This window comes from Streptomyces hokutonensis (assembly GCF_000376565.1).
Lineage (GTDB): Bacteria > Actinomycetota > Actinomycetes > Streptomycetales > Streptomycetaceae > Streptomyces > Streptomyces hokutonensis.
The window spans coordinates 1-26,555 of sequence record NZ_BARG01000017.1 but is presented as its reverse complement, the minus strand read 5'-3'; the positions used below and the strand labels follow the sequence as shown (position 1 = coordinate 26,555).

General features: G+C 69.7%; 24 protein-coding genes and 3 tRNA genes. 10 read left to right on the top strand and 17 right to left on the bottom strand.

Annotated features, from left to right (window positions below; all coding sequences use genetic code 11):
- Positions 1 to 7: 7 nt before the first annotated feature.
- Entirely contained in the window at positions 8 to 916 is a 909-nt protein-coding gene (locus SSP08S_RS07765) for a helix-turn-helix transcriptional regulator (protein ID WP_019067009.1), read from the bottom strand.
- Between the two features lie 233 nt (positions 917 to 1,149).
- Between SSP08S_RS07765 and SSP08S_RS07760 the strand changes: the two genes are divergently transcribed.
- Entirely contained in the window at positions 1,150 to 2,001 is an 852-nt protein-coding gene (locus tag SSP08S_RS07760; protein ID WP_019067008.1) for an aldo/keto reductase, read from the top strand.
- A gap of 115 nt (positions 2,002 to 2,116) precedes the next feature.
- On the opposite strand, the gene SSP08S_RS64765 is transcribed toward SSP08S_RS07760, so the two are convergent.
- The 3 genes from SSP08S_RS64765 to SSP08S_RS07745 form a co-directional block, all read right to left on the bottom strand.
- Positions 2,117 to 2,335: an SDR family NAD(P)-dependent oxidoreductase gene (locus SSP08S_RS64765; RefSeq protein ID WP_019067007.1), complete on the bottom strand. Its 219-nt coding sequence runs from the start codon at positions 2,333 to 2,335 to the stop codon at positions 2,117 to 2,119.
- A complete protein-coding gene (locus SSP08S_RS07750; RefSeq protein ID WP_019067006.1) occupies positions 2,332 to 3,162 on the bottom strand; it encodes an SDR family oxidoreductase in 831 nt (276 codons plus the stop codon). The genes SSP08S_RS64765 and SSP08S_RS07750 overlap by 4 nt, the downstream gene beginning before the upstream one ends.
- 84 nt (positions 3,163 to 3,246) lie before the next feature.
- A complete protein-coding gene (locus SSP08S_RS07745; RefSeq protein ID WP_019067005.1) occupies positions 3,247 to 4,128 on the bottom strand; it encodes an aldo/keto reductase in 882 nt (293 codons plus the stop codon).
- Between the two features lie 157 nt (positions 4,129 to 4,285).
- Between SSP08S_RS07745 and SSP08S_RS07740 the strand changes: the two genes are divergently transcribed.
- Positions 4,286 to 5,677, top strand: a complete 1,392-nt coding sequence (locus SSP08S_RS07740; protein WP_019067004.1) for an MFS transporter — start codon at positions 4,286 to 4,288, stop codon at positions 5,675 to 5,677.
- A gap of 101 nt (positions 5,678 to 5,778) precedes the next feature.
- On the opposite strand, the gene SSP08S_RS07735 is transcribed toward SSP08S_RS07740, so the two are convergent.
- Positions 5,779 to 6,024 (bottom strand): aldo/keto reductase, encoded by a 246-nt coding sequence (locus SSP08S_RS07735; RefSeq protein ID WP_019067003.1) that lies wholly within the window; start codon positions 6,022 to 6,024, stop codon positions 5,779 to 5,781.
- On the opposite strand from SSP08S_RS07735, the gene SSP08S_RS63285 reads away from it, so the two are divergent.
- Positions 6,002 to 6,196 carry a hypothetical protein gene (locus SSP08S_RS63285; RefSeq protein WP_019067002.1) on the top strand — a complete coding sequence of 65 codons (195 nt, stop codon included), beginning with the start codon at positions 6,002 to 6,004 and terminating at the stop codon, positions 6,194 to 6,196. The two genes, SSP08S_RS07735 and SSP08S_RS63285, sit on opposite strands and share 23 nt — an antisense overlap.
- Positions 6,197 to 6,210: 14 nt before the next feature.
- Here the strand turns inward: SSP08S_RS63285 and SSP08S_RS07725 are convergent, their stop codons facing one another.
- Both SSP08S_RS07725 and SSP08S_RS07720 read right to left on the bottom strand, forming a co-directional pair.
- Positions 6,211 to 6,618: a PIN domain nuclease gene (locus SSP08S_RS07725; RefSeq protein WP_019067001.1), complete on the bottom strand. Its 408-nt coding sequence runs from the start codon at positions 6,616 to 6,618 to the stop codon at positions 6,211 to 6,213.
- Entirely contained in the window at positions 6,615 to 6,848 is a 234-nt protein-coding gene (locus tag SSP08S_RS07720; RefSeq protein ID WP_019067000.1) for a type II toxin-antitoxin system VapB family antitoxin, read from the bottom strand. The genes SSP08S_RS07725 and SSP08S_RS07720 overlap by 4 nt, the downstream gene beginning before the upstream one ends.
- A gap of 771 nt (positions 6,849 to 7,619) precedes the next feature.
- Here SSP08S_RS07720 and SSP08S_RS07715 point away from each other — a divergent pair.
- Complete coding sequence (locus SSP08S_RS07715) at positions 7,620 to 10,535, top strand: helix-turn-helix transcriptional regulator (protein ID WP_019066999.1); 2,916 nt, start codon at positions 7,620 to 7,622, stop codon at positions 10,533 to 10,535.
- Between the two features lie 75 nt (positions 10,536 to 10,610).
- On the opposite strand, the gene SSP08S_RS07710 is transcribed toward SSP08S_RS07715, so the two are convergent.
- The 3 genes from SSP08S_RS07710 to SSP08S_RS07700 form a co-directional block, all read right to left on the bottom strand.
- Positions 10,611 to 11,468, bottom strand: coding sequence for a hypothetical protein (locus tag SSP08S_RS07710; protein WP_019066998.1), 858 nt, complete (start codon positions 11,466 to 11,468; stop codon positions 10,611 to 10,613).
- A 77-nt stretch (positions 11,469 to 11,545) separates the two neighbouring features.
- Entirely contained in the window at positions 11,546 to 12,388 is an 843-nt protein-coding gene (locus SSP08S_RS07705) for a hypothetical protein (protein WP_245607848.1), read from the bottom strand.
- Positions 12,389 to 12,429: 41 nt separating this feature from the next.
- Positions 12,430 to 12,834, bottom strand: coding sequence for a hypothetical protein (locus SSP08S_RS07700; RefSeq protein ID WP_245607847.1), 405 nt, complete (start codon positions 12,832 to 12,834; stop codon positions 12,430 to 12,432).
- Positions 12,835 to 13,018: 184 nt separating this feature from the next.
- On the opposite strand from SSP08S_RS07700, the gene SSP08S_RS63280 reads away from it, so the two are divergent.
- Together SSP08S_RS63280 and SSP08S_RS63275 are read left to right on the top strand one after the other, a co-directional pair.
- On the top strand, positions 13,019 to 13,207 hold the full coding sequence (locus tag SSP08S_RS63280; protein ID WP_245607846.1) for a hypothetical protein: 189 nt from the start codon (positions 13,019 to 13,021) through the stop codon (positions 13,205 to 13,207).
- Between the two features lie 33 nt (positions 13,208 to 13,240).
- Positions 13,241 to 13,507 (top strand): cytochrome P450, encoded by a 267-nt coding sequence (locus SSP08S_RS63275; protein ID WP_026178279.1) that lies wholly within the window; start codon positions 13,241 to 13,243, stop codon positions 13,505 to 13,507.
- A gap of 609 nt (positions 13,508 to 14,116) precedes the next feature.
- Here the strand turns inward: SSP08S_RS63275 and SSP08S_RS07680 are convergent.
- The 3 genes from SSP08S_RS07680 to SSP08S_RS07670 form a co-directional block, all read right to left on the bottom strand.
- Positions 14,117 to 14,190: transfer RNA gene (locus SSP08S_RS07680), tRNA-Ile, on the bottom strand.
- A 178-nt stretch (positions 14,191 to 14,368) separates the two neighbouring features.
- Positions 14,369 to 14,441: transfer RNA gene (locus SSP08S_RS07675), tRNA-Asn, on the bottom strand.
- Positions 14,442 to 14,447: 6 nt separating this feature from the next.
- A tRNA-Asn gene (locus tag SSP08S_RS07670) sits at positions 14,448 to 14,520 on the bottom strand.
- A gap of 182 nt (positions 14,521 to 14,702) precedes the next feature.
- Between SSP08S_RS07670 and SSP08S_RS07665 the strand changes: the two genes are divergently transcribed.
- The 4 genes from SSP08S_RS07665 to SSP08S_RS07650 all read left to right on the top strand — a co-directional run bounded on the left by SSP08S_RS07665 (position 14,703) and on the right by SSP08S_RS07650 (position 20,330).
- Complete coding sequence (locus tag SSP08S_RS07665; protein WP_019066994.1) at positions 14,703 to 15,008, top strand: hypothetical protein; 306 nt, start codon at positions 14,703 to 14,705, stop codon at positions 15,006 to 15,008.
- A gap of 51 nt (positions 15,009 to 15,059) precedes the next feature.
- On the top strand, positions 15,060 to 16,517 hold the full coding sequence (locus tag SSP08S_RS07660) for a xylulokinase (protein WP_078532367.1): 1,458 nt from the start codon (positions 15,060 to 15,062) through the stop codon (positions 16,515 to 16,517).
- Between the two features lie 151 nt (positions 16,518 to 16,668).
- Positions 16,669 to 18,402: an ABC transporter ATP-binding protein gene (locus SSP08S_RS07655; protein ID WP_026178278.1), complete on the top strand. Its 1,734-nt coding sequence runs from the start codon at positions 16,669 to 16,671 to the stop codon at positions 18,400 to 18,402.
- Positions 18,402 to 20,330: an ABC transporter ATP-binding protein gene (locus tag SSP08S_RS07650; RefSeq protein ID WP_019066991.1), complete on the top strand. Its 1,929-nt coding sequence runs from the start codon at positions 18,402 to 18,404 to the stop codon at positions 20,328 to 20,330. The genes SSP08S_RS07655 and SSP08S_RS07650 overlap by 1 nt, the downstream gene beginning before the upstream one ends.
- Positions 20,331 to 20,450: 120 nt before the next feature.
- Here the strand turns inward: SSP08S_RS07650 and SSP08S_RS07645 are convergent, their stop codons facing one another.
- The 4 genes from SSP08S_RS07645 to SSP08S_RS07630 all read right to left on the bottom strand — a co-directional run bounded on the left by SSP08S_RS07645 (position 20,451) and on the right by SSP08S_RS07630 (position 26,470).
- Entirely contained in the window at positions 20,451 to 21,758 is a 1,308-nt protein-coding gene (locus SSP08S_RS07645; protein ID WP_019066990.1) for an RNA polymerase sigma factor, read from the bottom strand.
- Between the two features lie 81 nt (positions 21,759 to 21,839).
- Entirely contained in the window at positions 21,840 to 23,744 is a 1,905-nt protein-coding gene (gene dnaG / locus SSP08S_RS07640) for a DNA primase (protein WP_019066989.1), read from the bottom strand.
- 47 nt (positions 23,745 to 23,791) lie between these two features.
- The gene (locus SSP08S_RS07635; protein ID WP_019066988.1) at positions 23,792 to 25,057 is read right to left on the bottom strand and encodes an NAD(P)/FAD-dependent oxidoreductase; all 1,266 of its coding nucleotides are present in this window, start codon (positions 25,055 to 25,057) and stop codon (positions 23,792 to 23,794) included.
- Positions 25,058 to 25,150: 93 nt separating this feature from the next.
- Positions 25,151 to 26,470, bottom strand: a complete 1,320-nt coding sequence (locus SSP08S_RS07630; RefSeq protein ID WP_026178277.1) for a deoxyguanosinetriphosphate triphosphohydrolase — start codon at positions 26,468 to 26,470, stop codon at positions 25,151 to 25,153.
- Positions 26,471 to 26,555: the final 85 nt, after the last annotated feature.

The window sequence follows — 26,555 nt, the reverse complement described above, 5'->3', positions numbered from 1 at the left end:
TTGCTGCTCAGTCGGCCGCCCGGCGCCGGGACAGCCGTCCCTCCTCCACGTCGAGCCCCAACTCCCCGCGTTCCGCGTCGAGTTGGATCAGCTTGTCGTGGTCGGAGGTGCCCGGCTCGGCGAAGAACACGACGAACCGCTGTTTGTGGCTGTGCTCCATCGGCATCGACTCGTAGCCGAGGTGGAGGTCGCCGACCTCGGGGTGGTGGAAGGTCTTGGGGTCCGGGGCGTGCGGTTTGACGTCGAAGCGGTTCCACAGGTCGGCGAAGTCCGGGCTCTTCGCCAGGAGTTCGCCGACCAGGTCGGCCAGGTCCGGGGCGTCCGGTTCGGTGCCGGCCAGGGCGCGCAGCCGGCCGACGCAGGCACGGGCCTGCTCGTCCCAGTCGTCGAGTACGTCGCGGGCGAGGGGGTGGAGGAAGGCGTAGCGGGCGAAGTTCCGTAGCGGCGGCGGCCAGTCGCCCAGGCCGGCGAAGAGCCTGAGCGCGCCGGGGTTGGAGGCGAGCAGGTCCAGGGTGCGGCTGACGACATAGGCCGCGTTCGGGCGCACGGACTCGAGGAGCACCCTCAACTGCGGTCTCACGGTGTGGCCGGGCGCGGGCGGTGCTACGGGGGCGTAGGCGGCACGGGAAGCGAGCTCGCGCAGGTGCCGGTGCTCGGACGCGTCGAGGAGCAGGGCGCGGGCGAGGGCGTCGACGACCGTGGGACCGGGGTGGATCTCCTTGCCGCGTTCCAGACGTACGTAGTAGTCGATGCTGATCCCGGCGAGCGTGGCCAGCTCCTCGCGGCGCAGGCCGGGGGTGCGGCGCAGGCCGGTGCCGGCCTTGAGGCCGACCTGTTCGGGTGCGGTCCGGGTGCGGCGGGCACGCAGGAACCGGCCCAGCTCGGCGCCGCCGTCGCTGCTCTGCTCAGATGCCATGCCCTTCAGTGTCACACCGCTCTGACCTGCGTGGCAGCGATGTGAGGGGCCCTGTCACTGCCCCGCTCGCCACCCCCTGGCACGGCTCGGCCTGCCACCCGTGGCGAAAGAGCGCGAAGGTGAATTCCGGCGGGCTGCGCACCGGTCGCGCAGGGACCTCCCGCCCGTGTCCGAGCGTCGGCCGGCCTCCGGCCCGTGCTCCACACCCGCATCCCGCTCGAAAGGCACCCCTCATGCAGAGCGTCACCCTGAACAACGGTGTCGACATGCCGATCCTCGGCTTCGGCGTCTTCCAGATCCCGGCGGAGCAGACCGAACAGGCCGTCACCGAGGCCCTCGCGGCCGGCTACCGGCTGCTCGACACGGCCGCCTCCTACGAGAACGAGGAGGCCGTCGGCCGCGCCATCAAGAACAGCGGCGTACCGCGCGAGGACCTGTTCGTCACCACCAAGCTGTACGTCCAGGACGCACCCGCCGAGGAGAACACCAGGCGGGCGTTCGAGACGTCGCTGGCCAAACTCGGCCTGGACCACGTCGACCTGTACCTGATGCACCAGCCCTACGGCGATGTGTACGGCCAGTGGCGTGCCATGGAGGCGCTGAACCGGGAGGGCCTGGCCAAGGCGATCGGCGTCGCCAACTTCTACCCGGACCGGCTCCTCGACCTGATCATCAACAACGAGATCACCCCGGCGGTCAACCAGATCGAGACCCACCCGTTCTTCCAACGCGCCGACTACCAGGACCTGATGCGCGAGCACGGGGTCCAAATCCAGTCCTGGGGCGGGTTCGCCGAGGGCAGGAACGACCTGTTCACCAACCCGCTGCTGAGTGAGATCGGCAAGCAGCACGGCAAGTCCGTGGCCCAGGTGGTGCTGCGCTGGCTGGTCCAGCGGGGCGTTGTCGCGATTCCCAAGTCGGTCCGGCCCGAGCGCATGGCGGAGAACCTCGACGTCTTCGGCTTCGAGCTCACCGACGACCAGATGTCGGCCATCGCCACTCTGGACACCGGCGGCTCGCTGTTCTTCGACCACCGCGACCCGGCGATGGTCCAGTGGCTCAGCGCGCGACGCGTGAACGGCTGAGTGCGCCCCAGCGATGAGTCGTCCCCCTCGCCGCACAGTGCTCCGCGGCCTGCTCACAGGAGGAACGGTCATGACGGCGGGTGCCGCGATCGGCCCTTGTTCCGCCTCCCCCGCCTCACCGCGTGCGGACGAAACCGAGTCCGAGTCCGCCGAGCGGTCCGGCACACCCGCCCCGGGTGCCCGCACCGTCGGCGAGTTCCTCCAGCCGCTCCAGTCGGCGGGCGCCGAGCACGACCTTGGCACCGCGTGCGGTCAGGTGCCGGGCAGTCGCCGCGCCGAGTCCGCTGCTGGCACCGGTGATGACGACGACTTTGCCGCTGATGTTCTCCGTCATGGGCGTTCCCAAGAATGGTTGGCGTGCCGGACGGCTTCCAAGTCCTGCCGTACGGCTGTGGGTTCGGCGTCGAGCGGCATGTTGGCGCTGTCCAGGGCGGCGTCGAGGGAGCCGGGCACGTCGGCGGTGAGGCCGGCGAACAGCGGGTCGAGGTCGGAGTGGGCGGGACCGTGCTCGGCGACGAGTTCGAGGGTCTTGTGATCGGCCTCGGGCGAGGTGAGCGCGGAGACGAGGACCTGGGCGATCTGCCGACGGGCGATGACTCCGTCGCTGGGGCTGCCGGCGTGCCGGGTGTCGCCCTGAAGCATCGTCAGGGCGAGCTGGCCGGGAGCGTTGTAGTCGAACCAGCCGGGGCGGACGATCGTGTACGGGCGCCCACTGGCGCGGACCAGGCGTTCCCCGCGGCGCTTCCACGCGTGGGCGTCGGTGATCATGTCGTCGCGGACCGTGCCGTCGGTGTTCCTTGGGCGGCCCGTGACGCCGATCGCGGTCATCAGCGAGATCCGGGCCGACTGGTCGCCCAGTGCCGCAAGGGTGTTGCGGACGGCCCCGTAGTCGATGCGTTCCGCCTGGCCGGGCCCGCCGTGGGAGCCGTGGGTGAAGACCACGGCGTCGATGCCGTCGACGGCCTCCTTGAGGGTGCAGGCATCGGTGAGGTCCCCGGTGACGAGCCAAGCGGCCTGAGGCAGCTCGGTCCTGGCGCGCCCGAGGTCGCGGACGAGGGCTTTCACCTGGTGGCCCTGTCGGAGGGCTTCGGCGACGACGAGGGTGCCGACGCTGCCGGTGGCGCCGACGACCAGGGCGGTCAGAGGGGTGGTGCGGGTCATGACGGGGGCTCTTCCGTGACGTGAGGACAGAGGCGGAGTCAGCGATACGTCGATGTGCTGAGCGAAGGCGTCGGCGCAGCGACTTCACGCCTCGGGGATCTCGACGCCGTAGGCCTCGAGCGTGATGGCGTCCGGCTCCGGTCCGCCGCGTACGCCGGTGTCGAGCGCGTCGATCGCGGCGAGCTGCTCGCTGGTCAGCTCGAAGTCGAAGACGTCGAAGTTCTCGGCGATACGGGCGGGTTGGACCGACTTCGGGATCGCGGAGCGGCCCTCCTGGAGATGCCAGCGCAGCATGACCTGCGCGGCCGACTTGCCGTGCTGCCCGGCGATCTCCAGCAGGACGGGGTCGTCGAAGGTCCGCTTCTCGCCGCCCCGGTAGGAGGTGATGCCGCCGATGGGCGACCACGCCTGGGTCAGGATGCCGTGCCGGCCGTGCAGGCGCTGCAACGCGGTCTGCTGGAAGTAGGGGTGGACCTCGATCTGGTTGACCACGGGCACGGCGGACGTCTCGGCCAGCAGCCGCTCCAGGTGCTCGGGCATGAAGTTGCTGACGCCGACGGCCCGTACCCGGCCGTCGGCGAGCAGCTTCTCCAGCGCGCGGTAGGCGTCGAGGGTGCGCTCGAAGGCGGAGGGCAGGGGATGGTGGAGCAGCAGCAGGTCGAGCTGGTCGACGCCGAGCTTGCCCACGCTCTTGCCGAAGGCGTGCAGCGCGCTGTCGTAGCCGTAGTCGCTGATCCACAGCTTCGTCTCGACGAACACCTCGTCACGGGCGAGGCCGGAGCGGCGGATGCCGTCGCCGACCTCCCGCTCGTTGCCGTAGGCGGCGGCCGTGTCGATGTGGCGGTAGCCGACGCGCAGGGCCTCCTCGACCGAGGCGGTCGTGACATCGGGCGGTGTCTGGAAGACGCCGAGCCCGAGAGCGGGCATCTCCACACCGTTGCTGAGAGTGATCGTGAGGGGGGACATGTTTCGACGATAGGCAGGCGTCCGACGCCCCCGCATCTCATCTGAGGGGCCCTGTCACTACCTCGCATCCCACACCCCCGCACAACCCGGCCTGGTACGCCCGAGGGTCCGCTCGCACGCTGAGAGCTCGAAGGATCACGTCACCAGGAGAGTCCCGATGACCAGCACGCAGGCGCCCATTGCCACCGCTCCGCCCGGCGGCGGCAGGACAACCGCCCCCGCTTTCGCGCTCGGTGCCGCACTGCTCGGCTTCTTCGTCATCACCCTGGACGCGCTGATCGTCAGCGTGGCCCTGCCCACCGTCGGCGCCGACCTCGGCGGCGGTATGACCGGGCTGCAGTGGGTCGTCGACGGCTACACCCTGGTGCTCGCCGCGCTGCTGCTGTCCGCCGGGTCCGTCTCGGACCGGATCGGCGCCCGGCAGGCGTTCGGCGTGGGCATGGGGCTGTTCCTGATCGCCTCGGCGGCCGGCGGCCTGGCGCCCACGCTGCCCGTCCTGGTCGCGGCCCGCCTGGTGCAGGGCGCGGGCGCGGCGGTCATGATGCCCGCGACCCTCGCCCTGATCCGCGAGGCGTACCCGGACACCGCCCAACGCGCCCGTGTCCTCGGGTTCTGGGCGCTGGGCGGCTCGGTCGGCTCGGCTGCGGGACCGCTGCTCGGCGGTGCGCTGAGCGCCGTGGACTGGCGGTGGATCTTCTTCATCAACCTGCCGGTCGGCGCCGTCGCCCTGGGACTGCTCACCCGCGTCGCCCGCTCCCCACGACGGCCCGTGCCCTTCGACTGGACGGGGCAGATCAGCGCGGTCCTGGCGATGGGCGGTCTGACGTACGCGCTGATCGAGGGCGGCGAGTACGGCTTCCGCGACACCCCGGTGATCGCCGCCTCGGCGCTGTCGGCACTGGCGCTCGCGGTGTTCCTGCGCTCCCAGGCCCGCGGCCGTCACCCGATGCTGCCGCTCACCTTCTTCCGCTCCCGCCCGGTGACCGTCACCCTGCTGGCCGGGTTCACCCTCAACATCGGCTTCTACGGCCTGACGTTCCTGCTCAGCCTCTACTTCCAGCAACTGCGCGGCCTGTCCGCGCTCGCCACCGGCGTCGCGTTCCTGCCGATGACGCTGCTGACCGGCGTCGTGGCCCTCCAAACCGCCCGACTGGTACGGAAGTTCGGCGCCCGGCTCGTCATGACCACCGGAATGTGGATCATGGCGGCGGGCCTGCTGCTCCTGTTCTTCCTGCCCGGAACCACCCCCGTCCGGCTGGTCACGGTCCTGATGATCCCGGTCTCCCTCGGCGGCGCCCTCGCCGTACCCGCGATGACCGGACTGATGCTGGAGAGCGTGCGCCCGGAGCAGGCGGGCCTGGCCAGCGGCGTCCTCAACACCTCCCGCCAGTTCGGCGGGGCCCTCGCCGTCGCCGTCTTCGGCGCCCTCATCGCCGACCGGGCCGACTTCCTGCACGGCATGCGCGTCAGCCTGTTCATCGGCGCGGCACTGCTGGCGGCGACCGCCACGGCCGGCGGACTGCTGCTCAGGCCGACGACGAGCCGGTGAGCATCGACACCGAGCGGGTCGGCCTCGCCGTCCCGGCCGACGACGGGGATCGCTGTGAGGCAGGGGAAGTGGGGCCCGCAGGCAGGCCATTGGCCGACCGATCAGAAGTAGGTGGGCAGGCGCGGGGTGTACGGGTCCTCCAGCGCGGCGATCTCGTCGTCGGTGAGCGTGAGGTCGAGCGCGGCGACGGCGTCGGTGAGGTGGTGGGTCTTGGTGGCGCCCACGATGGGCGCGGACACGACGGGGTTCTTCAGCACCCAGGCCAGCGCGACCTGGGCCATCGGGACACCGTGCGCGTCGGCGATCTTCTGGACGGCGTCGACGATGGCCGACGACCAGGCCCTCATGGCCGAGCGCGGCGTGCAGATCGAGGCGTGGGGCCCGCCGGCCGAGGGCCGCAACAACATCTTCGGCGACCCGACGCTGAGCGCCATCGGTGAAGCGCACGGAAAGTCCACCGCCCAGGTGGGCAGTGACTTGGGGATCGATCATCAAGAGGCCAACAAACCGACAGCGTGAACGGCTCCGAAAGATCAGGCTCGTACGTCCCGCTGCTGGACGTCCTTGAGAGCTCCGGCCACCGTCGCGAAGTCGTTGTCCACGTGGAGGACAGTGTGCCCATGGTGCACAGCTGTCGCACACACCAACAGGTCGATCGCTCCAGCGGCGCGGTGCTGGCCCCGCTGGGTCAGTTTGTACTGGGCGGTGTCGACCCAACGCCAGGCGTTCTTCGGAACCGGGGAGAGCAAACAGAGCGCGTCCAGTTCCTCTGCGAGCTCATCCCGATGGGACGGGCTGGTTGCCGAGTAGAGAAATTCGGCCCGTGTCGGCTCGCAGAGGTGGAACACCCCGGCGGCAATGTGTCCCTCCCAGGGCTGCAATGCACCTGGGGTGCGAAACAGGTGCCACAGAGCCGAGGTGTCCACCAGATACGTGATCACTCGAAGGCCTCGCGTCGCGCACGCTTCTCCGCGTCATGCGCCGCCGCGGCCTGCTCGAACTCGCCACGCGCACCCCGCGCGGCCAGCTTCTCCGCGGCCTCAAGCCGTTTGATCCGCGCCACGTAGTCCCGAAGGGCCGTGTTGACGGTCTCCTTCTTCGTCGTGACACCCATGAGCCGCATGGCCTCGGCCAGCGCCTCGTCGTCGAGATCAATCTGCGTGACGGACATCGGACACCTCCAACATCCACGATGTATGTACCCAAGATATATCACCAACATTGGGCGCAGCCATCGATCACAAACAGACCACGCGAGGGAAGCGCACTGGATGTCGGGGCGTTCCCATGGGCCGCTTCCCGCCACGGGACGAGTCGGCGGAGGCCTGCTCAACGCCGACACGAACTACCCCATAGGCGCCATACCCGACTTGACCGGAATCGACGTCCAGAATCCATCCAGACGATCATGAAATCCTGATCGCGACAAGGTCGCCAGGACCCTCAACTCGCCCGACCCTCCAGCGAAGTTGCCGGTCAGATCGATTCTGCTCGCGTAGCGAGTGGTGGGGCGGGTGGGACTCGAACCCACGGCCGACGGATTATGAGTCCTTTGAGGATCTTGGCGACCCTTGTCGATCAATGCTCATCTTTGCCGTTTTCCCAGGTCAGACGTACTGATCCGTGTCAGTCCTGTGTGGTGCTTGTCGATGTGTTCCTGTCTTTGTGGCCCCTCAATGACCCTTGGAGGTCGGTGAGTTGGACGCCAACCACAGCAACAGCCGCGTGCGCCCAGTTCAGCCAAGAGGATGGAACCCTCGCACAGCGGAGTTCCTTTCCTGTGTGCAGAGTCTCTCGCCCTGTGAGATCCGTCCGTCCCGGTTCACCGAAGCGGCGGTTACGACGATCACCGGGAGAGAATGATATGTGAGGGGAATGTAAAGACAGGGGGGCAACTGTGCGAGCGGACGGGGTAGTTGGGGACAGCGGGAACGGGGCTCCGTTGCTGGGCCGTTCCGTCGAGCTGGCCCGGTTCGACGCGCTGCTCGACCGTGCTGCACGCGACGCGCGTGGAACGGCGAGGGGCAAGGAGTTCGGGGACAGTGGCCGCTCCCGGCTCGTCGACATCACCGGTGAGGCAGGCATCGGCAAGAGTCGGCTGCTCGGCGAGGTCTGCGCACGGGCACGCCGACGCGGAATGACCGTACTGCGCGGCAGAGCCACGGAGTACGAGCGGCAGGTGCCGTTCCAGGTGTTCACCGACGCGCTCGCCCACCTCGACCCGCACGCCCTGGACGGCTTCCAGGAGACCGACGCGGTGGCACCCCTTCTTCAGCGGGGCGGCGCGGTCGACCGTTTCGGACTGCACCGGTCCGCGGCCGTCCTGCTCGCCCGGCTCGCCACCCCGTCGGGGCTGCTGCTGGCCCTCGACGATCTGCATTGGGCGGACCCGGCGTCACTGGAGCTGCTGGACCATCTCGTACGCCATCCCCTGCACGCCCCCGTCGTCCTGGCCGTGACCCGCCGTGACCGGCAGAGTCCCGAGTCTCTCGCCGCCAGGCTCACCCGGGAACTCGACACCGGCACGGTCGTCAGACTCGGTCTGAGACCGCTGAGCGCACGCGACTGCGCCGAACTGGCCGGCCCCGGCCTGCCGCCCGCCGAGACCGCCGCGCTGTACGCCGCGAGCGAGGGCAATCCGTTCTACTTCCTGACCCTCCTTCAGGCCCACCGCGGGCGTACGACGCCCGAGCCCTCGGCGCCGCCCGGGCTCGTCAGCCTGCTGCTGGACGAACTGACCGTGCTCGCCCCCTCCCGGCGCGGCATCGTCGATGCCGTGGCGGTACTGGGCGAGCACGCCACCCCGGCGATGGTGAGCCGGGTGACCGGCCGCTCCGGCACCGCGTTCACCGCCGACGTCCACGCTCTCACCCGACGCGACCTGCTGCGCTCCGCCCCGCAGGGCCTGCTGACCCTGCGGCATCCGGTCGTGCGAACCCTCGTCCACGAAAGCACGCCCTTCTTGAGTCGCGTCGAGATCCATCGGCTCGCCGCGCAGGAACTGGCCCGCGCGGGCGCCTCCGCCGCCGAGCGGGCCCACCATGTGGAACAGTCGCTGACCGCCTGGGACCCGGCGGCGGTGGCCGTACTCGAAGAGGCCGCCGCACGAACCGCCCGAACGGCCCCGGCGAGCTGCGCGCACTGGCTCGATGTGGCACTCCGCCATCTTCCGCACACTCCCGAACACGCCTCCCGGCGCCGTGAGTTGGTCCTGAGGCGGGCCCGTGCCCTGGCCGCGTGCGGTGGTCTGCGCGAGAGCCGCGACCTGCTCCAGGAGCTGATCGCCACCCCGCGGCGGTCATCCGGTGGCCCGGCCTCCGGCGAGAACCAGGGCCTCAGAGTGCGCGCGGTCGTCCTGTGCGCGCTGGTGGAGCGTCATCTGGGGCGCTGCACCGAGGCAGTCGCGCTGTTACGCCGCGAGCTGGCCCGCGACCCTGCCCCGGCCGACGTCGTCCGGCTCGGTCTGGAGCTGGGCTCGGCCGCGCCCCAGGGCAGCGACACCTCGTACGCCCAGGTGCGCACGGAGGTCGAGGGGGCGCTCGCGGCGGCCCGGTCCATGGGGGACGAGGTCGGGGAGGCGGGCGTCCTCGCCGTAGCAGCCTTGGGAGAAGCGTACGAGGGCAACATGACCGCAGCGCACGGACTTGCCCGGCAGGCCGCCGCCCTGGTCGACTCCCTGCCCGACAACGATCTCACCGCACTGTGCGAACCACTGGCCCGGCTCGGCTGGGCGGAGGCATTCCTGGAGCACTACCCGGACGCGGAGCGGCACACGGAGCGCGGCCTCGACATCGCCCGCCGCAGCGGCCAGCTCTATGTCGTGCCCCATCTGCTGCTGTGCCTGTCCCATGTCCGGGTCCAGACCTGCCGGATCCCCTCGGCGCTGGAACTCGCCGAGCAGGCCGAGGACATCGCCCGCGGGATCGGCAGCGACCAGTTGCTCGCGGTCGTACTGGCGAGCAAGGCCGCGGCACTCGTCGCCGGCTGCCCGCCGGGCGATCCGCGCCCTCTCGCCGTCGCCGAGGAGGCGGTGGCCGCGGCCGGTACGGGGGTCGACTGGTGGGCCTCCACGGCCTGGTGCATCTTCGGTTGGGCCGCGCTCATGGCCGGCGATCCGGTCCGCGCCCGGGACGCGATGCTCCAGGCGGGCGGCCCCGAACTGCAGCGGATCCAGCCCTCGATGCGCCCGCTCTACCTGGAGATCCTGGTCACGTCCGCACTGGTGACGGGCAGGCCCGAGGAGGCCCGCGGCTGGGCCGAGCGGGCGCGTAAGGAGGCGGAGCAACTGGGGCTGCCGATGCAACGGGCGTCCGCGCTGCGCAGCACCGCCCATCTGCCGCTGGCTCAGGGGGACACGGCAGCGGCGGCGGATCTGTTCGCGGAGGCCGCGGCGGAGAGCGCCCGCTGCGGCGCGGTCTTCTGGGAGGCCTACTCGCTGCTGCTCGGCGCCCCGCTGGAAGCGGCGGCGGGCCATGGCCGGGACGGCACGCGCGCCTGGCTCAGGGGGCGCCGGCTCGCCGAGGCGGGCGGCAGCGGAATCCTGGTCGGCCTCGCCGACGCCACCCCTCCGCCCGGCGGCGGCGCCGAGACTCCGTACGGTTCCCCGGACCGCGCCGAACTCGCCGAGCGGCTGGCCACCCTGACCGCCCGGGAGCTGGAGATAGCCGAACTGGTGGCGCAGGGGCTCACCAGCCAGGCCATAGCGGACCGGCTCTACGTCAGCCGCCGTACCGTCGAGACCCATGTCTCCCGCGCCTTCCGCAAGACCGGGGTCTCCTCGCGTACCGCCCTGGCCACGCTGATGGCCCGCCGGCGCACCGGGAGCCGGTTCGGCGACGCGCGCACGGAGCAGGTCTGAGCGTGCTCCAGGCGGCATCGGCGGTGATCGGTGCGCCTCTGCGAACCGGCCACCGCCGTCTCGCCGGGAAGCCGCCTACCTGACGTCGACGAAGTCGCCGGGCGCCGTCGCGGCGCCGGTCGTGGTGGTGCCGGCGAAGACGAAGCGGTAGTAGCCGTCGGATCCGGCCTTGGTGGTGGTGCTCAGGGTGCCGGTGCTGCTGGTCTTGACCGTCTTGAGGGTGGTGTAGGTGCTGCTGCCCTTCTTGCGGAACTGCAACTTCACTGGCTGGGTCGCGTATCCCGCGTACTTGCCCGTGGTCCAGTTGGCGCGGCTCAGCTTGCCGGTGACCGTGATGGTTTTGCCCTTCTTCACCGGCTCCGGGGAGGCGTTGGCGGTCAGCGTGGCGGCACGCTTGATGCTGGGCCTGGCGACGTCGTCGTCGATACTGATGTTCAAGTAGAGGTCGTAGGCGCCCAGGAAGAGTTTCCAGGGCCCCGCGGTGCCGTTGCCGTCCTTGAAGTCGACCGCGGGGTCGATGGTGAAGACCGCCTTGCAGCTGTAGCTGTAGCCGCCCTCGACCGTCGTCTCCGTGCAGACGGGGTCGTCGTCCGTCCCCAGGGCGCCGGTGATGGTGTCCGTGTTCGAACTGTCGGTGCCCTGCCACAGGAACGCCTGGGTGAGGGCCAGCCCTTCCTCGTCGAAGGCGGTGAACGTGACGGGAACGGCCTTCTTGCCCGTCACGCCGAGAACGATGTCCTTGCCCTTGTTGAGGACGCCGTCCTTGAAGGTGGTGCCGCCGATGGCGTCTTTCGGCCGGACGTTGTGGGAGGCGAGGGATCTGAGATCCGTCGCCGCATCGTAGTGCTCCGCTCCCTGGGCGGCGCCCGGAAGAACGAGCGCCGAGAGGACGAGGGCGCCGGAAAGGACGGTGGCGGCGGTGTACGTACGCATGTGATTTCCCCAGGGTGAAGTGAAGAGGTCAGGAAGTCGGTGCGCGCCCGGCCCCGCGGAACGGGCTCAGGAATGGCTCAAGGAATGGCTGAGGGAATGGCTGAGGGCGCGGAAGTGTCGAAGATGTCGCCGAGGTCGAAGCTGCTTTCGGGCGTCGGGTAGAGGTCCGTCGGCTGGGAGCCCGGTGCGGGTACATCGGCCGGGTCGGCGGTGGGCTTGCCGTCCGGGCTGCACACCTGCGGTGCCGAGGGCTCGGACAGTTCGTAGTCGGCGACCCGCTGCGACCGGAAGTCCACCGTGGCGCGCCCCGAGACGTCCCGTGCGCCGCCGACGTCGACCTCCTTGGGCAGTTCCTTGCTGGTCAGCGGCTTGCCCACGGTGATCGAGAGAAGGGCGCCCTCGCAGGGGCTGCGGTCCGTCGCGTAGAGGGACGCGGGCAGGGCGATCTTCTGGTCGACGCCCGCGTCCGTGTGGAGTTCGACGCGTTTCACTCTGCGGATGTCGAAGTAGTAGCTGGGCTGCAACCCGTTCGAGAGGCGTTCGCCGTCGGCGCCGTCCGCGACTCCGTACACCAGCTTCCAGAACTCGACCTGCACAGTGATCTTCCGGCAGAGCGGTCCGTCGTACCCCGGCAGGCTGACGACCGACAGCGACCCCTCGTCCACATAGTTCTCCTGGGGCGTGTCGACGACGAACCGAACCCAGTCCTTGGAATCCTCGGCCGTCCACCCCGTGTTGTCGTGGCAACCGGACGCCCCGGTCGGATACGGCGGAGTGACAGACGGGGTCGGCGAAGGGCTCGGCGACTCGGACACCCCCGTCGCGCTCTCGGACGGATCCCCGGAAAGGGAGGTGTCGTGGGCGCTCGAACAACCCCCGGTGAACAGGATGGCGACGGCAAGGACCGCAACGGCAGGCACGACGGAGTGTTTCGGCCCGGGTATGCGCTTCGACCCGTATCTCATTGGTCGAACCAGTTCCTGGCTTCCGCGGAACTGAACCCCCGCAGCACGACGAGGGCGAAGGCGATGCTCGGGAGGACCCCGACGCCTCCCCCCTGGAACAGGCCCAGCACACCGCTCAGCAGGCTCAGCGCCTCGATGACGATGACTGTGACGCGTATCCCGTTCGACCGCTTGCCCGCGAAAACACCGCACAGCAGGAGTGCCCCCGCGATCAGCAGCGACAGCACCGCCACGAACCGGAGCAGCCCGGCCCCCTCGTCCTGACCGTGGTCCACCGCGTCGCTCACCACGGCCAGCAACAGGAATCCCGCCGCCAGGTTCAGCACGGCCTGGACCCATACCCCCACCAACGCCAGCCTGACATTCCTCGGCATCTGCGCTTTCACGCTCGGTGTCGTCATGAACGCAAGAAAACGGCACACGTGTCAGGGACACGTCGGTAGGAGTACGTATTCCATGTACGTACGTGCCGTCGCCGCCCTGCTGGACCGATCGACTCTGCCGTCGCTTCGGCGCACGGGATTACGCCGGCCGCTCTCGGCGACGAGGTCCGCAGGCACGTGACGCGACTGCGCGCGGGTGGCGTTGTCCGAGGATGGCTTCGGTGCACGGATCCGGGTCGCCGCCGACCGCGGGGACCTCACGCGTGCACAGGCACCGCTGGTAGTGCGCTCCCTGCTCACCGCCGGCATCGACACCACGGTGCACGGCCCGGCGGCCTGCCTGTACGCGTTCGCCAGGCATCCCGAGCAGCGGCAACGGTTGTGGGAATAACCGGAGCTGGCACGGGTCGCCTTCGGCGAGGCGGTGCGCCAGCAGTCGCCGGTGCAGGCATTCTTCCGCACCGCCACCGCCACCGCCGACGTCGTCGTCATCCCCGAGGGCACCAAAATCTTCATGTTCCTCGGCGCCGCCACCCGCGACCCGACCCGCTGGACCGACCCCGACCGTTTCGGCCTCACCCGCACCCCTCAGACCACATCGGTTTCGGCATGGGCATCCCGGTGCGTCGGCCAGCACGTTGGCCACTTGGAGGCCGAGTCCCCGCTCGACTCCAGCGGCTACTACACCTGACAACACCAGCCCGTTGAACCCGCGGGGCCGAGCACACAGCACGTGCCCGGCCCCGACCAACTCCCTGCCCGGGCCCACATGCAGCGCGGGCGCCGTTCCACGCACGGGCAGGTCGGCCACCACTGCCTGGTTCTGCATCGCTGCCAGAGCGGCCGAGTTCGTTCAGAGGCCGCTGCACCTCTGTTCCGGGCCGTTTCCTCTTCGGGCCGTTTCCCTAACCCCCCGGCCATCGCCAGACGCTCTCTCTGCAGCCATCTGTTGCTGAACGCCCAGTGGCCCATCGGCACGCCGACCGCCATGGCCCCGACCGCGCCCGCACAACCAACAGACGGGAAGACGAATCGCCCCGTGGACAGCCACGGCCTGGACGCGGGCGCGCCGTCCCGGCCCCTGTACGGCCCCTGGATCTTGGTATCGAGCGTCAGAACAGTCGCACTGACCGCGAGCCACGACCTCGATCACCTGCTCCACCGCAGGTCAGAGGGGTTCGAACTGCTTTGAGCACCGCCCGACTCGAAACCCACGAGCAGCGGATTCAGTCCGTTCAGGCAAAGTTGACGACCCGACAGGACAAAATGAACGTTTCCGCAGGTCAGAGACCTGCACAGGTGGGGCGGGTGGGACTCGAACCCACGGCCGACGGATTATGAGTCCGCTGCTCTAACCGGCTGAGCTACCGCCCCATTACGGCGCGTCGCGCACATTTGTGCGCGCCGTCTGCCGCAGCATAGCCGCTCATACGATCTCCTGCTTCGGATGGTCGACTTCGCACGACCATGAGGACAGCGGCCTGCCACGGGCGGTTCCGGGGGACATGAAAAAGGACCCCAACGGGGTCCTCGTCCACTCTCCAAGCGCCTGCTCTCCCGACTGGACTCGAACCAGTAACCTGCCGGTTAACAGCCGGCTGCTCTGCCAATTGAGCTACGGAAGACCGAAGCTCCCCCGACTGGACTCGAACCAGTAACCTGCCGGTTAACAGCCGGCTGCTCTGCCAATTGAGCTACAGGGGAATGCCTCGTTGCATCGATCGTACCTACCCGGGTATTCGCCAGGGGGCGTGCGCTCGCTGCGACACATACATTAGCGCAAGCAGGGGGGTGCTCCGCCAATCGGTTCCCCCCGCACCGATGCCGCGCCGAAGACCCGCGAGGGACGGACCCGCGAGGGACTACGCAAGGGAAGGGTGGCCGTCATGCGCTACAAGCTCACGTTCGTCGTCGGACTGGCTCTGGGTTACGTGCTGGGCACGCGGGCCGGACGCGAGCGCTACGAGCAGCTGAAGAAGTCGGCACGCCAGGTCGCGCAGAACCCGGCCGTCCGCAACACCGCCGAGTCGGCGGCGCAGCAGGGCCGCCAGTTCGCGGGCAAGGCCTACCACGCGGTCGGCGACAAGGTGGGCGATCGGGTCCCCGACTCCGTCGCCCAGCGCGTACGGTCCCTGCGTGAGCGCAACGCGAACGGCACGGGCGAGGACGACTGGGGCACCAGCAACACCTAGGGAGCCCCGACCCGGCACGGCCACCTCCCGCCGTACGGCAGAATTTCTGCCATGGGGATAGTCGCCGGGTTGGACAGTTCGCCCGATTTCACTCGTATCGTCGTCTGTGACACGGACACGGGGTCCGTGCTCAGGCAGGGATACGCGCCGCATCCGGTCGAAACGGAGACCGAGGGCGGCGGGCGGCCCTCCGACGTCGATCCACAGGCCTGGCTGCTGTCGCTGGGCGAGGCGGCCGGTGGGGGGCTGCTCGAAGGTGTGCAGGCCATCGGTGTGTCCGCGCAGCAGAACGCGCTGGTGCCGCTGGACGCGCAGGGCAACACCGTGCGGCCCGCGATGGTCGGCGGTGACAAGCGGGCGCAGGTCGCCGCCGCCGATCTGATCGACGCGCTCGGCGGGCGCGAGGCGTGGGCGCAGGCGGTGGGCTGTGTCCCGCAGGCCGCGCAGCCGGTGACCAAGCTGCGCTGGCTGAACCGGACCGAGCCCGACAACGCCCGCCGTACGGCCGCCCTGTTGCAGGCCCATGACTGGCTGGTGTGGCAGCTCCTCGGGCGGCCGGTCAGACGGACCACCGATCGGGGCGGGGCCTCCGGGACCGGGTACTGGTCCGCGGCCGGCGGCGGCTACCGGCCCGACCTCGTCGAGCTGGCCCTCGGTCACCAGGCCATGCTGCCCGAGGTGATCGGCCCGTCGGACGCGGCCGGTACGACTCCGGAGGGGCTGCTGATCTCCGCCGGGACCGGCGAGACCATGGCCGCGGCCTTCGGGCTCGGGATCGGGTTCGGGGACGCCGTGGTCTCGCTCGGTGCTTCCGGGTCCGTGATGGCCGTACATCCCGAGGCGCTCGTCGACCAGAGCGGGATGATCACCTCGCTGGCCGACGCGACGGGGATGCATCTGCCGGTCGTCACCACACTCAACGCCGTACGGACCCTGCGCGGGGCCGCCGAGTTGCTCGGGCTGCCCGATCTGGAGAGTCTGTCCGAGCTGGCGATGAAGTCGACGCCGGGTGCGCACGGGCTGGTGTTCCTCCCGTACCTGGAGGGTGAGCGGACGCCGAATCTGCCGCACACCGCCGGGACGCTGGCCGGGCTGCGGCGGGAGTCGATGAAGGCGGAGCATCTGGCGCGGGCCGCGTTCGAGGGCATGCTGTGCGGGCTCGCGGACGCGCTGGACGTGCTGCGCGGGCGGGGCGTGGCCGTACGGCGGCTCTTCCTGCTCGGTCCTGCCGCCGAACTGCCCGCCGTGCAGGCCGCGGCGCCCGCGCTGTTCGGGACCCAGGTCGTCGTACCGCAGCCCGCCGACTACGCGGCGATCGGTGCCGCCCGGCAGGCCGCGTGGGCGCTCGGCGTCTCGCAGGGGACGCTGGACCCGCGCAACCCGCCGCCCTGGCAGGGTCCGGTCGCGCAGGTGCTGGAGCCGGGTGACGAACTGGCCGTAGGGCAGGCGGTGCGCCAGCAGTACGTGTCCGTACGGGAACAGACCCATCCGGGAGCGTTCCGGTCGTAGGAGTTCGCGCGTTCCGCTCTTAAGGGTTCATAAGGGCGCATGTGGCACTGCTCTTGGCTTAATCAGTTGAGGTAACGCGGGTGGAGTGTCGGACGATGGGGGCGAGGGGCAGACCGCCCACCCCTCACCCGCCGACTCCGAGAGACCCAGCGTGCTCATACGACTTCTGCGGACCTATCTCAGGCCCTACAGGAAACCCATCCTCTTGCTGGTGCTGCTGCAGTTCCTGCAGACCTGCGCCACCCTCTACCTGCCCACCCTGAACGCGCACATCATCGACAACGGTGTCGTGAAGGGGGACACCGGTTACATCCTGTCGTTCGGTGCGCTGATGATCGGGATCTCGTTCGTCCAGGTCGTCTGCAACACCGGTGCCGTCTATTTCGGCGCGCGCACCGCCTCGGCGGTCGGCCGGGACATCCGGGGCGCCATCTTCGACCGGGTGCAGTCGTTCTCGGCGCGCGAGGTCGGCCAGTTCGGCGCGCCCTCGCTGATCACCCGTACGACCAATGACGTCCAGCAGGTCCAGATGCTGGCCCTGATGACGTTCACGCTGCTGGTGTCGGCGCCGATCATGTGCGTCGGCGGGATCATCCTGGCGCTCGGGCTGGACGTGCCGCTGTCCGGGGTGCTGATCGCGGTGGTGCCGACGCTGACCATCTGCGTGACGATCATCGTGCGGCGGCTGCGGCCGCTGTTCCGGGCGATGCAGGTGCGCCTGGACTCGGTGAACCGGGTGCTGCGCGAGCAGATCACCGGCAACCGGGTCATCCGCGCGTTCGTCCGCGACGAGTACGAGAAGGACCGGTTCCGGAAGGCCAACTCCGATCTCACCGAGATGCAGCTGAAGACGGGCAACCTGCTCGCGCTGATGTTCCCGGTGGTCATGACGACGGTGAACCTGTCGTCGATCGCCGTCGTGTGGTTCGGCGCGCATCGGATCGACAGCGGCGGGATGCAGATCGGTGACCTGACCGCGTTCCTCGCCTATCTCATGCAGATCGTGATGTCCGTGATGATGGCCACCTTCATGTTCATGATGGTGCCGCGCGCGGAGGTCTGTGCCGAGCGCATCGAGGAGGTCCTCGACACCGAGAGCAGTGTCGTGCCGCCGGTGGCTCCCGTCTTCGAGCTGCGCCGGCACGGGCATCTGGAGGTGCGCGGGGTCGGCTTCTGTTACCCGGGCGCCGAGGAACCCGTGCTCAAATCCATCGATCTGGTGGCCCGCCCGGGCGAGACGACGGCCGTGATCGGCTCGACCGGCAGCGGAAAGTCCACCCTTCTGAGTCTGGTCCCGCGCCTGGTTGACGCGACCGACGGCGAGGTCCTCGTCGACGGTGTCGACGTGTCGACGATCGACCCGGTGCTGCTCGCCAAGACGGTCGGCCTGGTCCCGCAGAAGCCGTATCTCTTCGCGGGCACGGTCGCGACCAACCTTCGCTACGGCAACCCGGACGCGACGGACGAGGAGCTGTGGCACGCGCTGGAGGTGGCGCAGGCCAAGGGCTTCGTCGAGGGGCTGGAGAACGGGCTCGACTCCCCCATCGCGCAGGGCGGCACCAATGTCTCCGGCGGTCAGCGGCAGCGGCTCGCGATCGCGCGGACACTCGTGCAGCGACCGGAGATCTACCTCTTCGACGACTCCTTCTCCGCGCTCGACTACGCGACCGACGCGGCGCTGCGGGCGGCCCTCGCGCACGAGACCGCCGAGGCGACCGTGGTGATCGTGGCGCAGCGGGTGGCGACCATCAGGGACGCCGACCGGATCGTCGTACTCGACGAGGGACGGGTCGTGGGGACGGGCCGGCACCACGAACTGATGGCGAACAACGAGACGTACCGAGAGATCGTGCTCTCCCAGCTCACGGAAGCGGAGGCTGCCTGATGGCCGGGCCCATGGGGCGGATGATGGCCGGGACGGGCCCCGACGCCCGTTCGATGGACTTCAAGGTGTCCGGCAAGCGGCTGATCAGTCAGTTCAGGCCGGAGCGGCTGACCATCGGCATCCTGCTGGTGTGCGTGGTGATCAGCGTCGGGCTGAACGTGGTGGGGCCGAAGATCCTCGGCAACGCCACCGACCTGGTCTTCGCGGGCATCATCGGGCGGCAGATGCCGGCCGGGACGACCAAGGCGCAGGCCCTTCAGGCGATGCGCGACCGGGGCCAGGGCTCGGTCGCGGACATGCTCAAGAGCACGGACTTCACACCGGGCAAGGGCATCGACTTCACCTCGGTGGGTCATGTGCTGCTGCTCGCGCTGGGCACGTTCCTGGTGGCCGGGCTGCTGATGGCGGTGGCGACCCGGATGGTCAACCGGGCGGTCAACCGGACCATGTTCCGGCTGCGCGAGAACGTGCAGACGAAGATGTCGCGCCTCCCGCTGTCGTACTTCGACAAGCGGCAGCGCGGTGAGGTGCTCTCGCGCGCGACCAACGACATCGACAACATCGGGCAGACCCTCCAGCAGTCGATGGGCCAGCTGATCAACTCGGTGCTCACGATCATCGGCGTGCTCGCGATGATGTTCTGGGTGTCCTGGCTGCTCGCCCTGGTCGCGCTGGTGACCGTGCCGCTGTCGTTCCTCGTCGCCACCCGTATCGGCAAGCGCTCGCAGCCGCACTTCGTGCAGCAGTGGCGCTCGACGGGCAAGCTCAACGCGCACGTCGAGGAGATGTACACCGGGCACAACCTGGTGAAGGTGTTCGGGCGGCAGGACGAGTCGGCGAAGCTGTTCGCCGAGCAGAACGACGCGCTGTACGAGGCCGGCTTCAAGGCGCAGTTCAACAGCGGGGTCATGCAGCCGCTGATGATGTTCGTGTCGAACCTCAACTACGTGCTGGTCGCGGTCGTCGGCGGCCTGCGCGTCGCGTCCGGCTCGCTCTCCATCGGTGACGTACAGGCCTTCGTGCAGTACTCGCGCCAGTTCTCGATGCCGCTCACCCAGGTCGCGTCGATGGCGAACCTGGTCCAGTCGGGCGTCGCCTCAGCCGAGCGGATCTTCGAACTCCTCGACGCCGAGGAGCAGTCGGCCGACCCGATGCCGAGCGAACGCCCCGAGGAACTGCGCGGACTGGTCGCCCTGGAGCACGTCTCCTTCCGCTACGAGCCCGACAAGCCGCTCATCGAGGACCTCTCCCTGACGGTGGAACCGGGCCACACAGTCGCGATCGTCGGCCCGACCGGCGCCGGCAAGACCACCCTCGTCAACCTCCTCATGCGGTTCTACGAGGTCTCCGGCGGGCGCATCACCCTCGACGGCGTCGACATCGCGCGGATGTCCCGCGACGAACTCCGCGCCACCATCGGCATGGTGCTCCAGGACACCTGGCTGTTCGGCGGCTCCATCGCCGACAACATCGCGTACGGCGCGTCCCGGGAGGTCACCCGGGGCGAGATCGAGGAGGCGGCGCGGGCGGCGCACGCCGACCGGTTCGTCCGTACGCTGCCCGACGGCTACGACACGGTCATCGACGACGAGGGCACCGGCGTCAGCGCCGGTGAGAAGCAGCTCATCACCATCGCGCGGGCGTTCCTGTCCGACCCGACGATCCTGGTCCTCGACGAGGCGACGTCGTCCGTCGACACGCGTACGGAGGTCCTGATCCAGAAGGCGATGGCCAAACTCGCCCACGGGCGTACGTCGTTCGTGATCGCCCACCGGCTCTCCACGATCCGGGACGCGGACACGATCCTCGTCATGGAGAACGGCGCGATCGTCGAACAGGGCGCGCACGCGGACCTGTTGGCGGCGGACGGGGCGTATGCGCGGCTGTACAAGGCACAGTTCGCGCAGGCGGTGGCGGAAGTGGACTAGCGGTTCGTTGTTCGGGTGCGGGCCGGTGGGGGCTGGTCGCCCCTGAAAGCACGGGGCGCGATCGAGTCTTTAGGGGCGCGGGGAACTGCGCGGCCCGCCCCCACCGGCCCGCACCCGGCATCAGTCCAGATAACCCCTGAGCTGATCCGCGAATGCATGGTCCCGCAGCTTGTTCAGAGTCTTCGACTCGATCTGCCTGATCCGCTCCCGGGTCACCCCGAAGATCCGCCCGATCTCCTCCAGCGTGCGCGGACGCCCGTCAGCCAGGCCATACCTGAGCTGCACGACCTTCCGCTCCCGCTCGCCGAGCGTAGACAGCACCGCTTCCAGGTGCTGCCGCAGCAGCAGGAACGCGGCCGACTCCACGGGACTCGTCGCGTCGCCGTCCTCGATCAGGTCGCCGAGGGCGACGTCGTCCTCCTCCCCCACCGGCGCGTGCAACGACACCGGTTCCTGGGCGAGCCGCAGGACCTCGCTGACGCGCTCGGGCGCGAGGTCCAAGTGGTCGGCCACTTCCTCCGGGGTCGGCTCGTAGCCGCGCTCCTGGAGCATCCGGCGCTGGACGCGGACGACCCGGTTGATCAACTCGACGACGTGTACCGGGACGCGGATCGTACGGGCCTGGTCGGCGAGGGCGCGGGACATGGCCTGGCGGATCCACCAGGTGGCGTAGGTGGAGAACTTGTAGCCGCGGGCGTAGTCGAACTTCTCAACTGCCCTGATCAGGCCCAGGTTTCCCTCCTGGACGAGGTCGAGCATGGTGAGTCCGCGACCGACGTACCTCTTCGCCACGGAGACCACGAGCCGCAGGTTCGCCTCGATCAGACGGCGCTTGGCCATCCGGCCCATGACGACCAACTTGTCCAGGTCGAGGGCGAGTTGGCTGTCCAGGTCGAAGGCGCTGCCGAGCCGCTCCTCGGCGAACAGGCCGGCCTCGACGCGGCGGGCGAGTTCGACCTCCTCGGCCGCGGTGAGCAGAGGGATGCGGCCGATCTCGCGCAGGTACTGGCGGAACAGGTCCGAGGAGGGCGCGCCGGTGTCGGCGACCCGGCCGCGGGGCCGTTCGTCGGGCTCGGGGGCCTCGGCGGTCTCCACCGCTTCGGCCGGCGGTTCTTCGAGCCCGGGCGGGCCCTCCAGGTCCGCGGTCTCGGGGTGGTGCGCGGCACGGCTCTGCGGGGGGACGGTCGCGAGGACTTCGGTCTCCGCGTCCGGTTCCGCGCCGTCCGTCGTGCTGGTCTCGGTCTGGTCGAGGGTCTGGGTCTGCACGGGGGCGACCTCCAGGATGATCGCTGCCAGGGGGTACGGCAGCGGTACTTCGGGGGCGGAGTCGGCGGCCTCACCGCTGTCCGTCCCGTACTCGATGAGCGGAACCGCGGGGGTGAAGGACCCGCTGGGGACGGATCGGCCGCGCTCCGAGGACTCAGGCACCGGAACCCAGTGTGGAGTACGACACATCGCCGCCACGAGGGGCGTGCGGTGACTTTTTGAGTCCGTTCCGTAACTACGCGCTCAGAGCGCTGAGGCGCCGTGCACCTGGAGTGCCTGGTCGTACTGCTGAAGAACCCACAACTCGTTCTGTACGGCGGCCAGTTCCGCCGAGTCTCCGTGGCTGCCGAGGCGGGTGAGCGCGCCCTGGATGTCGTGGATCCGGCGTACTACGGCTCTTCGGCGGACGGTGACGAGCTGCTCGCCCGCGTAGTTCTCGTCGACCGTGCGGCGCAGGATGGCCTCCACGGCGAGCTCGGTGACCATCGCGCGGACCGCGTCGTCCGGTGCCGCCTCGCGGACGCGGACGAGATAGTCCTGGGGGTCCTGGAGGCCGTACTCGGCGCCGCCCGCCTCGATGATCGCCTCGCGTACGGCCGCGTAGGGCGCGGCGGTGAACTCGTCCACGCCGTACGCGTCGAAGGCCGGGGAGACCAACTCGGGGCGCTGGAGGGCGAGTTTGAGGAGTTCGCGTTCGGTGGCGAAGACCGGGTTGCGGAGGGTGAGGGCGGGGCCGCCGGTCGGGGGGCGGGGGGTGGTGTCGTACTGCTGCTGGGTGCCGCCCCTCGTGGGCGCGGGGCCCTTGCCGCCTCGGTCGCGGGCCCAACGGGCCAGCTGGGCAACCCTCTTGACCACGAACTGGGTGTCGAGGATGCCGAGCATGCCGGCGAGCTGGACGGCGACCTCGTGCTGGGCGCCGCTGTTCTTGATGCGGGCGACGATCGGGGCGGCCTCGTCCAGGGCGGAGGCGCGTCCGGCGGGGGTGTCGAGGTCGTAGCGGACGACGATCTGGCGGAGCGCGAACTCGAAGAGCGGGGTGCGGGGTTCGACCAGGTCGGCGACCGCCTCGTCGCCCTTGGCGAGGCGCAGTTCGCACGGGTCCATGTTGTCCGGCGCGATCGCGATGTACGTCTCGGCGGCGAACTTCTGGTCGTCCTCGAAGGCGCGCAGGGCCGCCTTCTGGCCGGCCGCGTCGCCGTCGAAGGTGAAGATCACGCGGGCCGAGCCGTTGTCCATCAGGAGCCTGCGGAGGATCTTGATGTGGTCGGTGCCGAAGGCGGTACCGCAGGTCGCGATCGCCGTCGTCACTCCGGCCAGATGGCAGGCCATGACGTCCGTGTAGCCCTCGACGACGACCGCGCGGGACGACTTGGCGATGTCCTTCTTCGCGAGGTCGATGCCGTAGAGGACCTGGGACTTCTTGTAGATCGCGGTGTCGGGCGTGTTGAGGTACTTCGGGCCGTTGTCCGACTCGTAGAGCTTGCGGGCGCCGAAGCCGACGACCTCGCCGCCGATGTCGCGGATCGGCCACATCAGGCGGCCGCGGAAGCGGTCGATGGGGCCGCGGCGGCCCTCCTGGGAGAGGCCGGAGAGGAGCAGCTCCTTGTCGGTGAAGCCCTTGCCGCGGAGGTAGCGGGTGAGGTGGTCCCAGCCCTGGGGGCTGTAGCCGACGGAGAAGTGCTCGGCGGCGGACTGGTCGAAGCCGCGCTCGGCGAGGAACTTGCGGCCGGCGTCGGCCTCGGGACTGACCGCGAGCTGTTCGACGTAGAAGTCGGCGGCGGCCTTGTGGGCCTCGACCAGGCGGATGCGCTCACCGCGCTGGTGGGAGGGGTTGTACCCGCCCTCCTCGTACCGCAGCGTGATGCCGGCCTGGGCGGCCAGGCGCTCGACCGACTCCGAGAAGGTGAGGTGGTCGACCTTCATCACGAACGTGATGGTGTCGCCGCCCTCCTGGCAGCCGAAGCAGTGGAAGAGACCCTTGCTCGGGCTGACCTGGAAGGACGGCGACTTCTCGTCGTGGAACGGGCAGAGACCCTTGAGGTTGCCGCCGCCCGCGTTCCGCAGCTGGAGGTACTCGGACACCACGGCGTCGATCGGGACCGCGTCCCGAACCGCCTTCACGTCCTCGTCGTTGATCCGTCCAGCCACGCGTGAATTCTACGGGGCCGGACTGACAGCAGTGACGACCAGGATCTCTAGGCGCCCAGGCTGTCCAGCGGAACGTGTGGGTCCGCCAGGGCCTCGGTGTTCACCTGTGCCCTGGAGCGGATGAGCTGCTGGATGGGCTCTGTGACGTCCCACACATTCACATTCATCCCGGCCAGCACGCGTCCCTCCTTCAGCCAGAAGGCGATGAACTCCCGCTTGCCCGCGTCTCCCCGGATCACCACTTCGTCGTAGGAGCCCGGGGGCGCCCAGCCGGAGTACTCCATACCCAAGTCGTACTGGTCGGAGAAGAAATAGGGCACGCGGTCGTAGGTGACGTCCTTGCCGAGCATCGCGCGGGCCGCCGCCGGGCCGCCGTTGAGGGCGTTGGCCCAGTGCTCCACCCGCAGCCGGGTGTCGAAGAGGGCGTGGTGGAAGGCGGCCACGTCTCCGGCCGCGTAGATGTCGGGGTCGGAGGTGCGCAGCCGTTCGTCGACCGCGATGCCGCCGCCGTGCGCGCGGTCGGCCAGCTCCAGTCCTGCCGCCTCGGCGAGCGCGGTGCGGGGGGCCGCGCCGATGGCCGCGAGGACGTCGTGCGCGGGGTGTTCCTCGCCGTCGTCCGTGCGGGCCGCGAGGACCATGCCGTCCTGGCCGACGATCTCGGTGAGTTTGGCGCCGAAGTGGAAACGCACGCCGTGCTCGGCGTGCAGGTCGGCGAAGAGCTGGCCGAGTTCGGGGCCGAGGACTCCGTGCAACGGCGTCTGCGAGGGTTCTACGACGGTCACCTCGGCGCCGTACTCGCGGGCCGCCGCCGCGACCTCCAGGCCGATCCAGCCGCCGCCGGCGATCACCAGATGGCCGTTGTCCCGGCCCAGGGTTGCGAGGACGCCCTTGAGGCGCTCGGCGTGCGAGAGGCGGCGCAGGTGGTGGACGCCCGCGAGGTCCGTGCCCGGGATGTCGAGGCGGCGGGGCTCGGAGCCGGTGGCGATGAGCAACTTGTCGTAGTGGACAAGGGTGCCGTCGTCTCCGAAGCGGACCGTCTTCGCCGTACGGTCGACGGCGTCCACGGTCTGGCCGAGATGCAGCTCGATGTCGTTGCGCGCGTACCAGGCGGGTTCGTGGACGAAGACGCTGTCGCGCTCCTCTTTACCGAGGAGGTAGCCCTTGGACAGCGGCGGACGCTCGTACGGGTGGTCGCGTTCGTCGCAGATCAGTATCACGCGGCCGGTGAAGCCCTCCGCTCGGAGCGCCTCGGCCGCCTTGGCGCCGGCCAGGCCTCCTCCGACGATGACGAATGTCTGATCCGCGTCGACCACTTGATGCCTCCTCGTAAGGGTGCCGCCATATGCGAGCGTCCCGCACGCAGCGTGATGCGGGAAGGGGGTGTGGCCCGATCAGGCCACGGAGGGTCACATTCGGGCTTGTTTCGCGTCACTGTGCCCCAGGGATGTGAGATGCGCGTGAAGAGACCGCGCCGACGCGTCGGTCAATGACGCGATCTGATCGACGATCACCCGCTTGCGGGCGCGGTCGTCGGGCGCCTCGTCGAACTGGGCGCGGAACTGCGGCTCCAGGCCGTCGGGGGCGCGCGCCGTGAGCACCCGCGCCAGCTCGGCGACGACGATCCGCTCGTCCGCGCGGATGCGCTCCTGCTCCGCGCGCTGCATCACGTACCGGTCGGCGACCGCCTTGAGGACCGCGCACTCCAGCCGTGCCTCGTGCGGTACGACGAGTTCGGCGTCGTAGCGGGTGAGGCGGCCGGTGCCGTACCTCGCGCGCGTGGCGGCCTCGGCGGCCAGGCAGAAGCGGCCGATGAGCTGGCTGGTGGCGTCCTTGAGGCGGGCCTGCGCGACGGCCGAGCCGTCGTAGCCGTGCGGCCACCACGGCTCGTTCTGGAGCCGGTCCAGCGCCTCGGCGAGTTCGTCGGGGGCCGTGTCCGCGGGGACGTAGCGGCCGATGGCCACCTTGAAGATCTCCTGGCGTTCCGGCTCCGCGTGCAGGCAGTTGGGGTCGATGTGGCCCGCGTGCAGGCCGTCCTCGACGTCGTGCACGGAGTACGCCACGTCGTCCGACCAGTCCATGACCTGGGCCTCGAAGCACGTGCGGGTGCCGGGGGCGCCCTTGCGGACCCAGTCGAAGACCGGTCTGTCGTCCTCGTAGACACCGAACTTGGGGGACTTGGGGGTGGTGGGGTGCGCTCCTCGCGGCCAGGGGTACTTGGTGGCGGCGTCGAGGGTGGCCCGGGTGAGGTTGAGGCCCACGCTCACCAACTCGCCGGTCCTGTCGCTCTTCACGAAGCGCTTCGGTTCGATGCGGGTGAGGAGTCTGAGGGACTGGGCATTGCCCTCGAAGCCGCCGCAGTCGTCGGCGAAGTCGTTCAGTGCCTGTTCGCCGTTGTGACCGAAGGGGGGATGGCCCATGTCGTGGGAGAGGCAGGCCGCCTCGACGAGGTCGGGGTCGCAGCCGAGGGCCGCGCCCAGCTCTCGGCCCACCTGGGCGCATTCCAGGGAGTGGGTCAGGCGGGTGCGGGGGCTGGCGTCCCAGGCCTGGCTGCGGGTTCCCGGTGTGACCACCTGGGTTTTGCCGGCGAGCCGGCGTAGGGCGGCGGAGTGCAGTACGCGGGCGCGGTCGCGTTGGAAAGCGGTGCGGCCTGGGCGCTTGTCGGGCTCTGTTGCCCAGCGGTCGACTGATGTCGGGTCGTAGGGATTCGGTGCTGTTGTGCCGTCCATGCTTCGACAGTAAGCGGCGGTAGTGACAATTCGGGAGTTGCGGGGCGCCTATGCGTCTGCCGGGTGCGGATTCGTTTGCGGGTGC

Excerpts from the sequence above, each read along its gene's own strand:
- SSP08S_RS07765 (WP_019067009.1), bottom strand. The coding sequence starts at position 916 with ATGGCATCTGAGCAGAGCAGCGACGGCGGCGCCGAGCTGGGCCGGTTC.
- SSP08S_RS07760 (WP_019067008.1), top strand. The coding sequence starts at position 1,150 with ATGCAGAGCGTCACCCTGAACAACGGTGTCGACATGCCGATCCTCGGC.
- SSP08S_RS64765 (WP_019067007.1), bottom strand. The coding sequence starts at position 2,335 with ATGACGGAGAACATCAGCGGCAAAGTCGTCGTCATCACCGGTGCCAGC.
- SSP08S_RS07750 (WP_019067006.1), bottom strand. The coding sequence starts at position 3,162 with ATGACCCGCACCACCCCTCTGACCGCCCTGGTCGTCGGCGCCACCGGC.
- SSP08S_RS07745 (WP_019067005.1), bottom strand. The coding sequence starts at position 4,128 with ATGTCCCCCCTCACGATCACTCTCAGCAACGGTGTGGAGATGCCCGCT.
- SSP08S_RS07740 (WP_019067004.1), top strand. The coding sequence starts at position 4,286 with ATGACCAGCACGCAGGCGCCCATTGCCACCGCTCCGCCCGGCGGCGGC.
- SSP08S_RS63285 (WP_019067002.1), top strand. The coding sequence starts at position 6,002 with ATGGCCGACGACCAGGCCCTCATGGCCGAGCGCGGCGTGCAGATCGAG.
- SSP08S_RS07735 (WP_019067003.1), bottom strand. The coding sequence starts at position 6,024 with ATGAGGGCCTGGTCGTCGGCCATCGTCGACGCCGTCCAGAAGATCGCC.
- SSP08S_RS07720 (WP_019067000.1), bottom strand. The coding sequence starts at position 6,848 with ATGTCCGTCACGCAGATTGATCTCGACGACGAGGCGCTGGCCGAGGCC.
- SSP08S_RS07710 (WP_019066998.1), bottom strand. The coding sequence starts at position 11,468 with ATGCGTACGTACACCGCCGCCACCGTCCTTTCCGGCGCCCTCGTCCTC.
- SSP08S_RS07700 (WP_245607847.1), bottom strand. The coding sequence starts at position 12,834 with ATGACGACACCGAGCGTGAAAGCGCAGATGCCGAGGAATGTCAGGCTG.
- SSP08S_RS07665 (WP_019066994.1), top strand. The coding sequence starts at position 14,703 with ATGCGCTACAAGCTCACGTTCGTCGTCGGACTGGCTCTGGGTTACGTG.
- SSP08S_RS07660 (WP_078532367.1), top strand. The coding sequence starts at position 15,060 with ATGGGGATAGTCGCCGGGTTGGACAGTTCGCCCGATTTCACTCGTATC.
- SSP08S_RS07650 (WP_019066991.1), top strand. The coding sequence starts at position 18,402 with ATGGCCGGGCCCATGGGGCGGATGATGGCCGGGACGGGCCCCGACGCC.
- SSP08S_RS07630 (WP_026178277.1), bottom strand. The coding sequence starts at position 26,470 with ATGGACGGCACAACAGCACCGAATCCCTACGACCCGACATCAGTCGAC.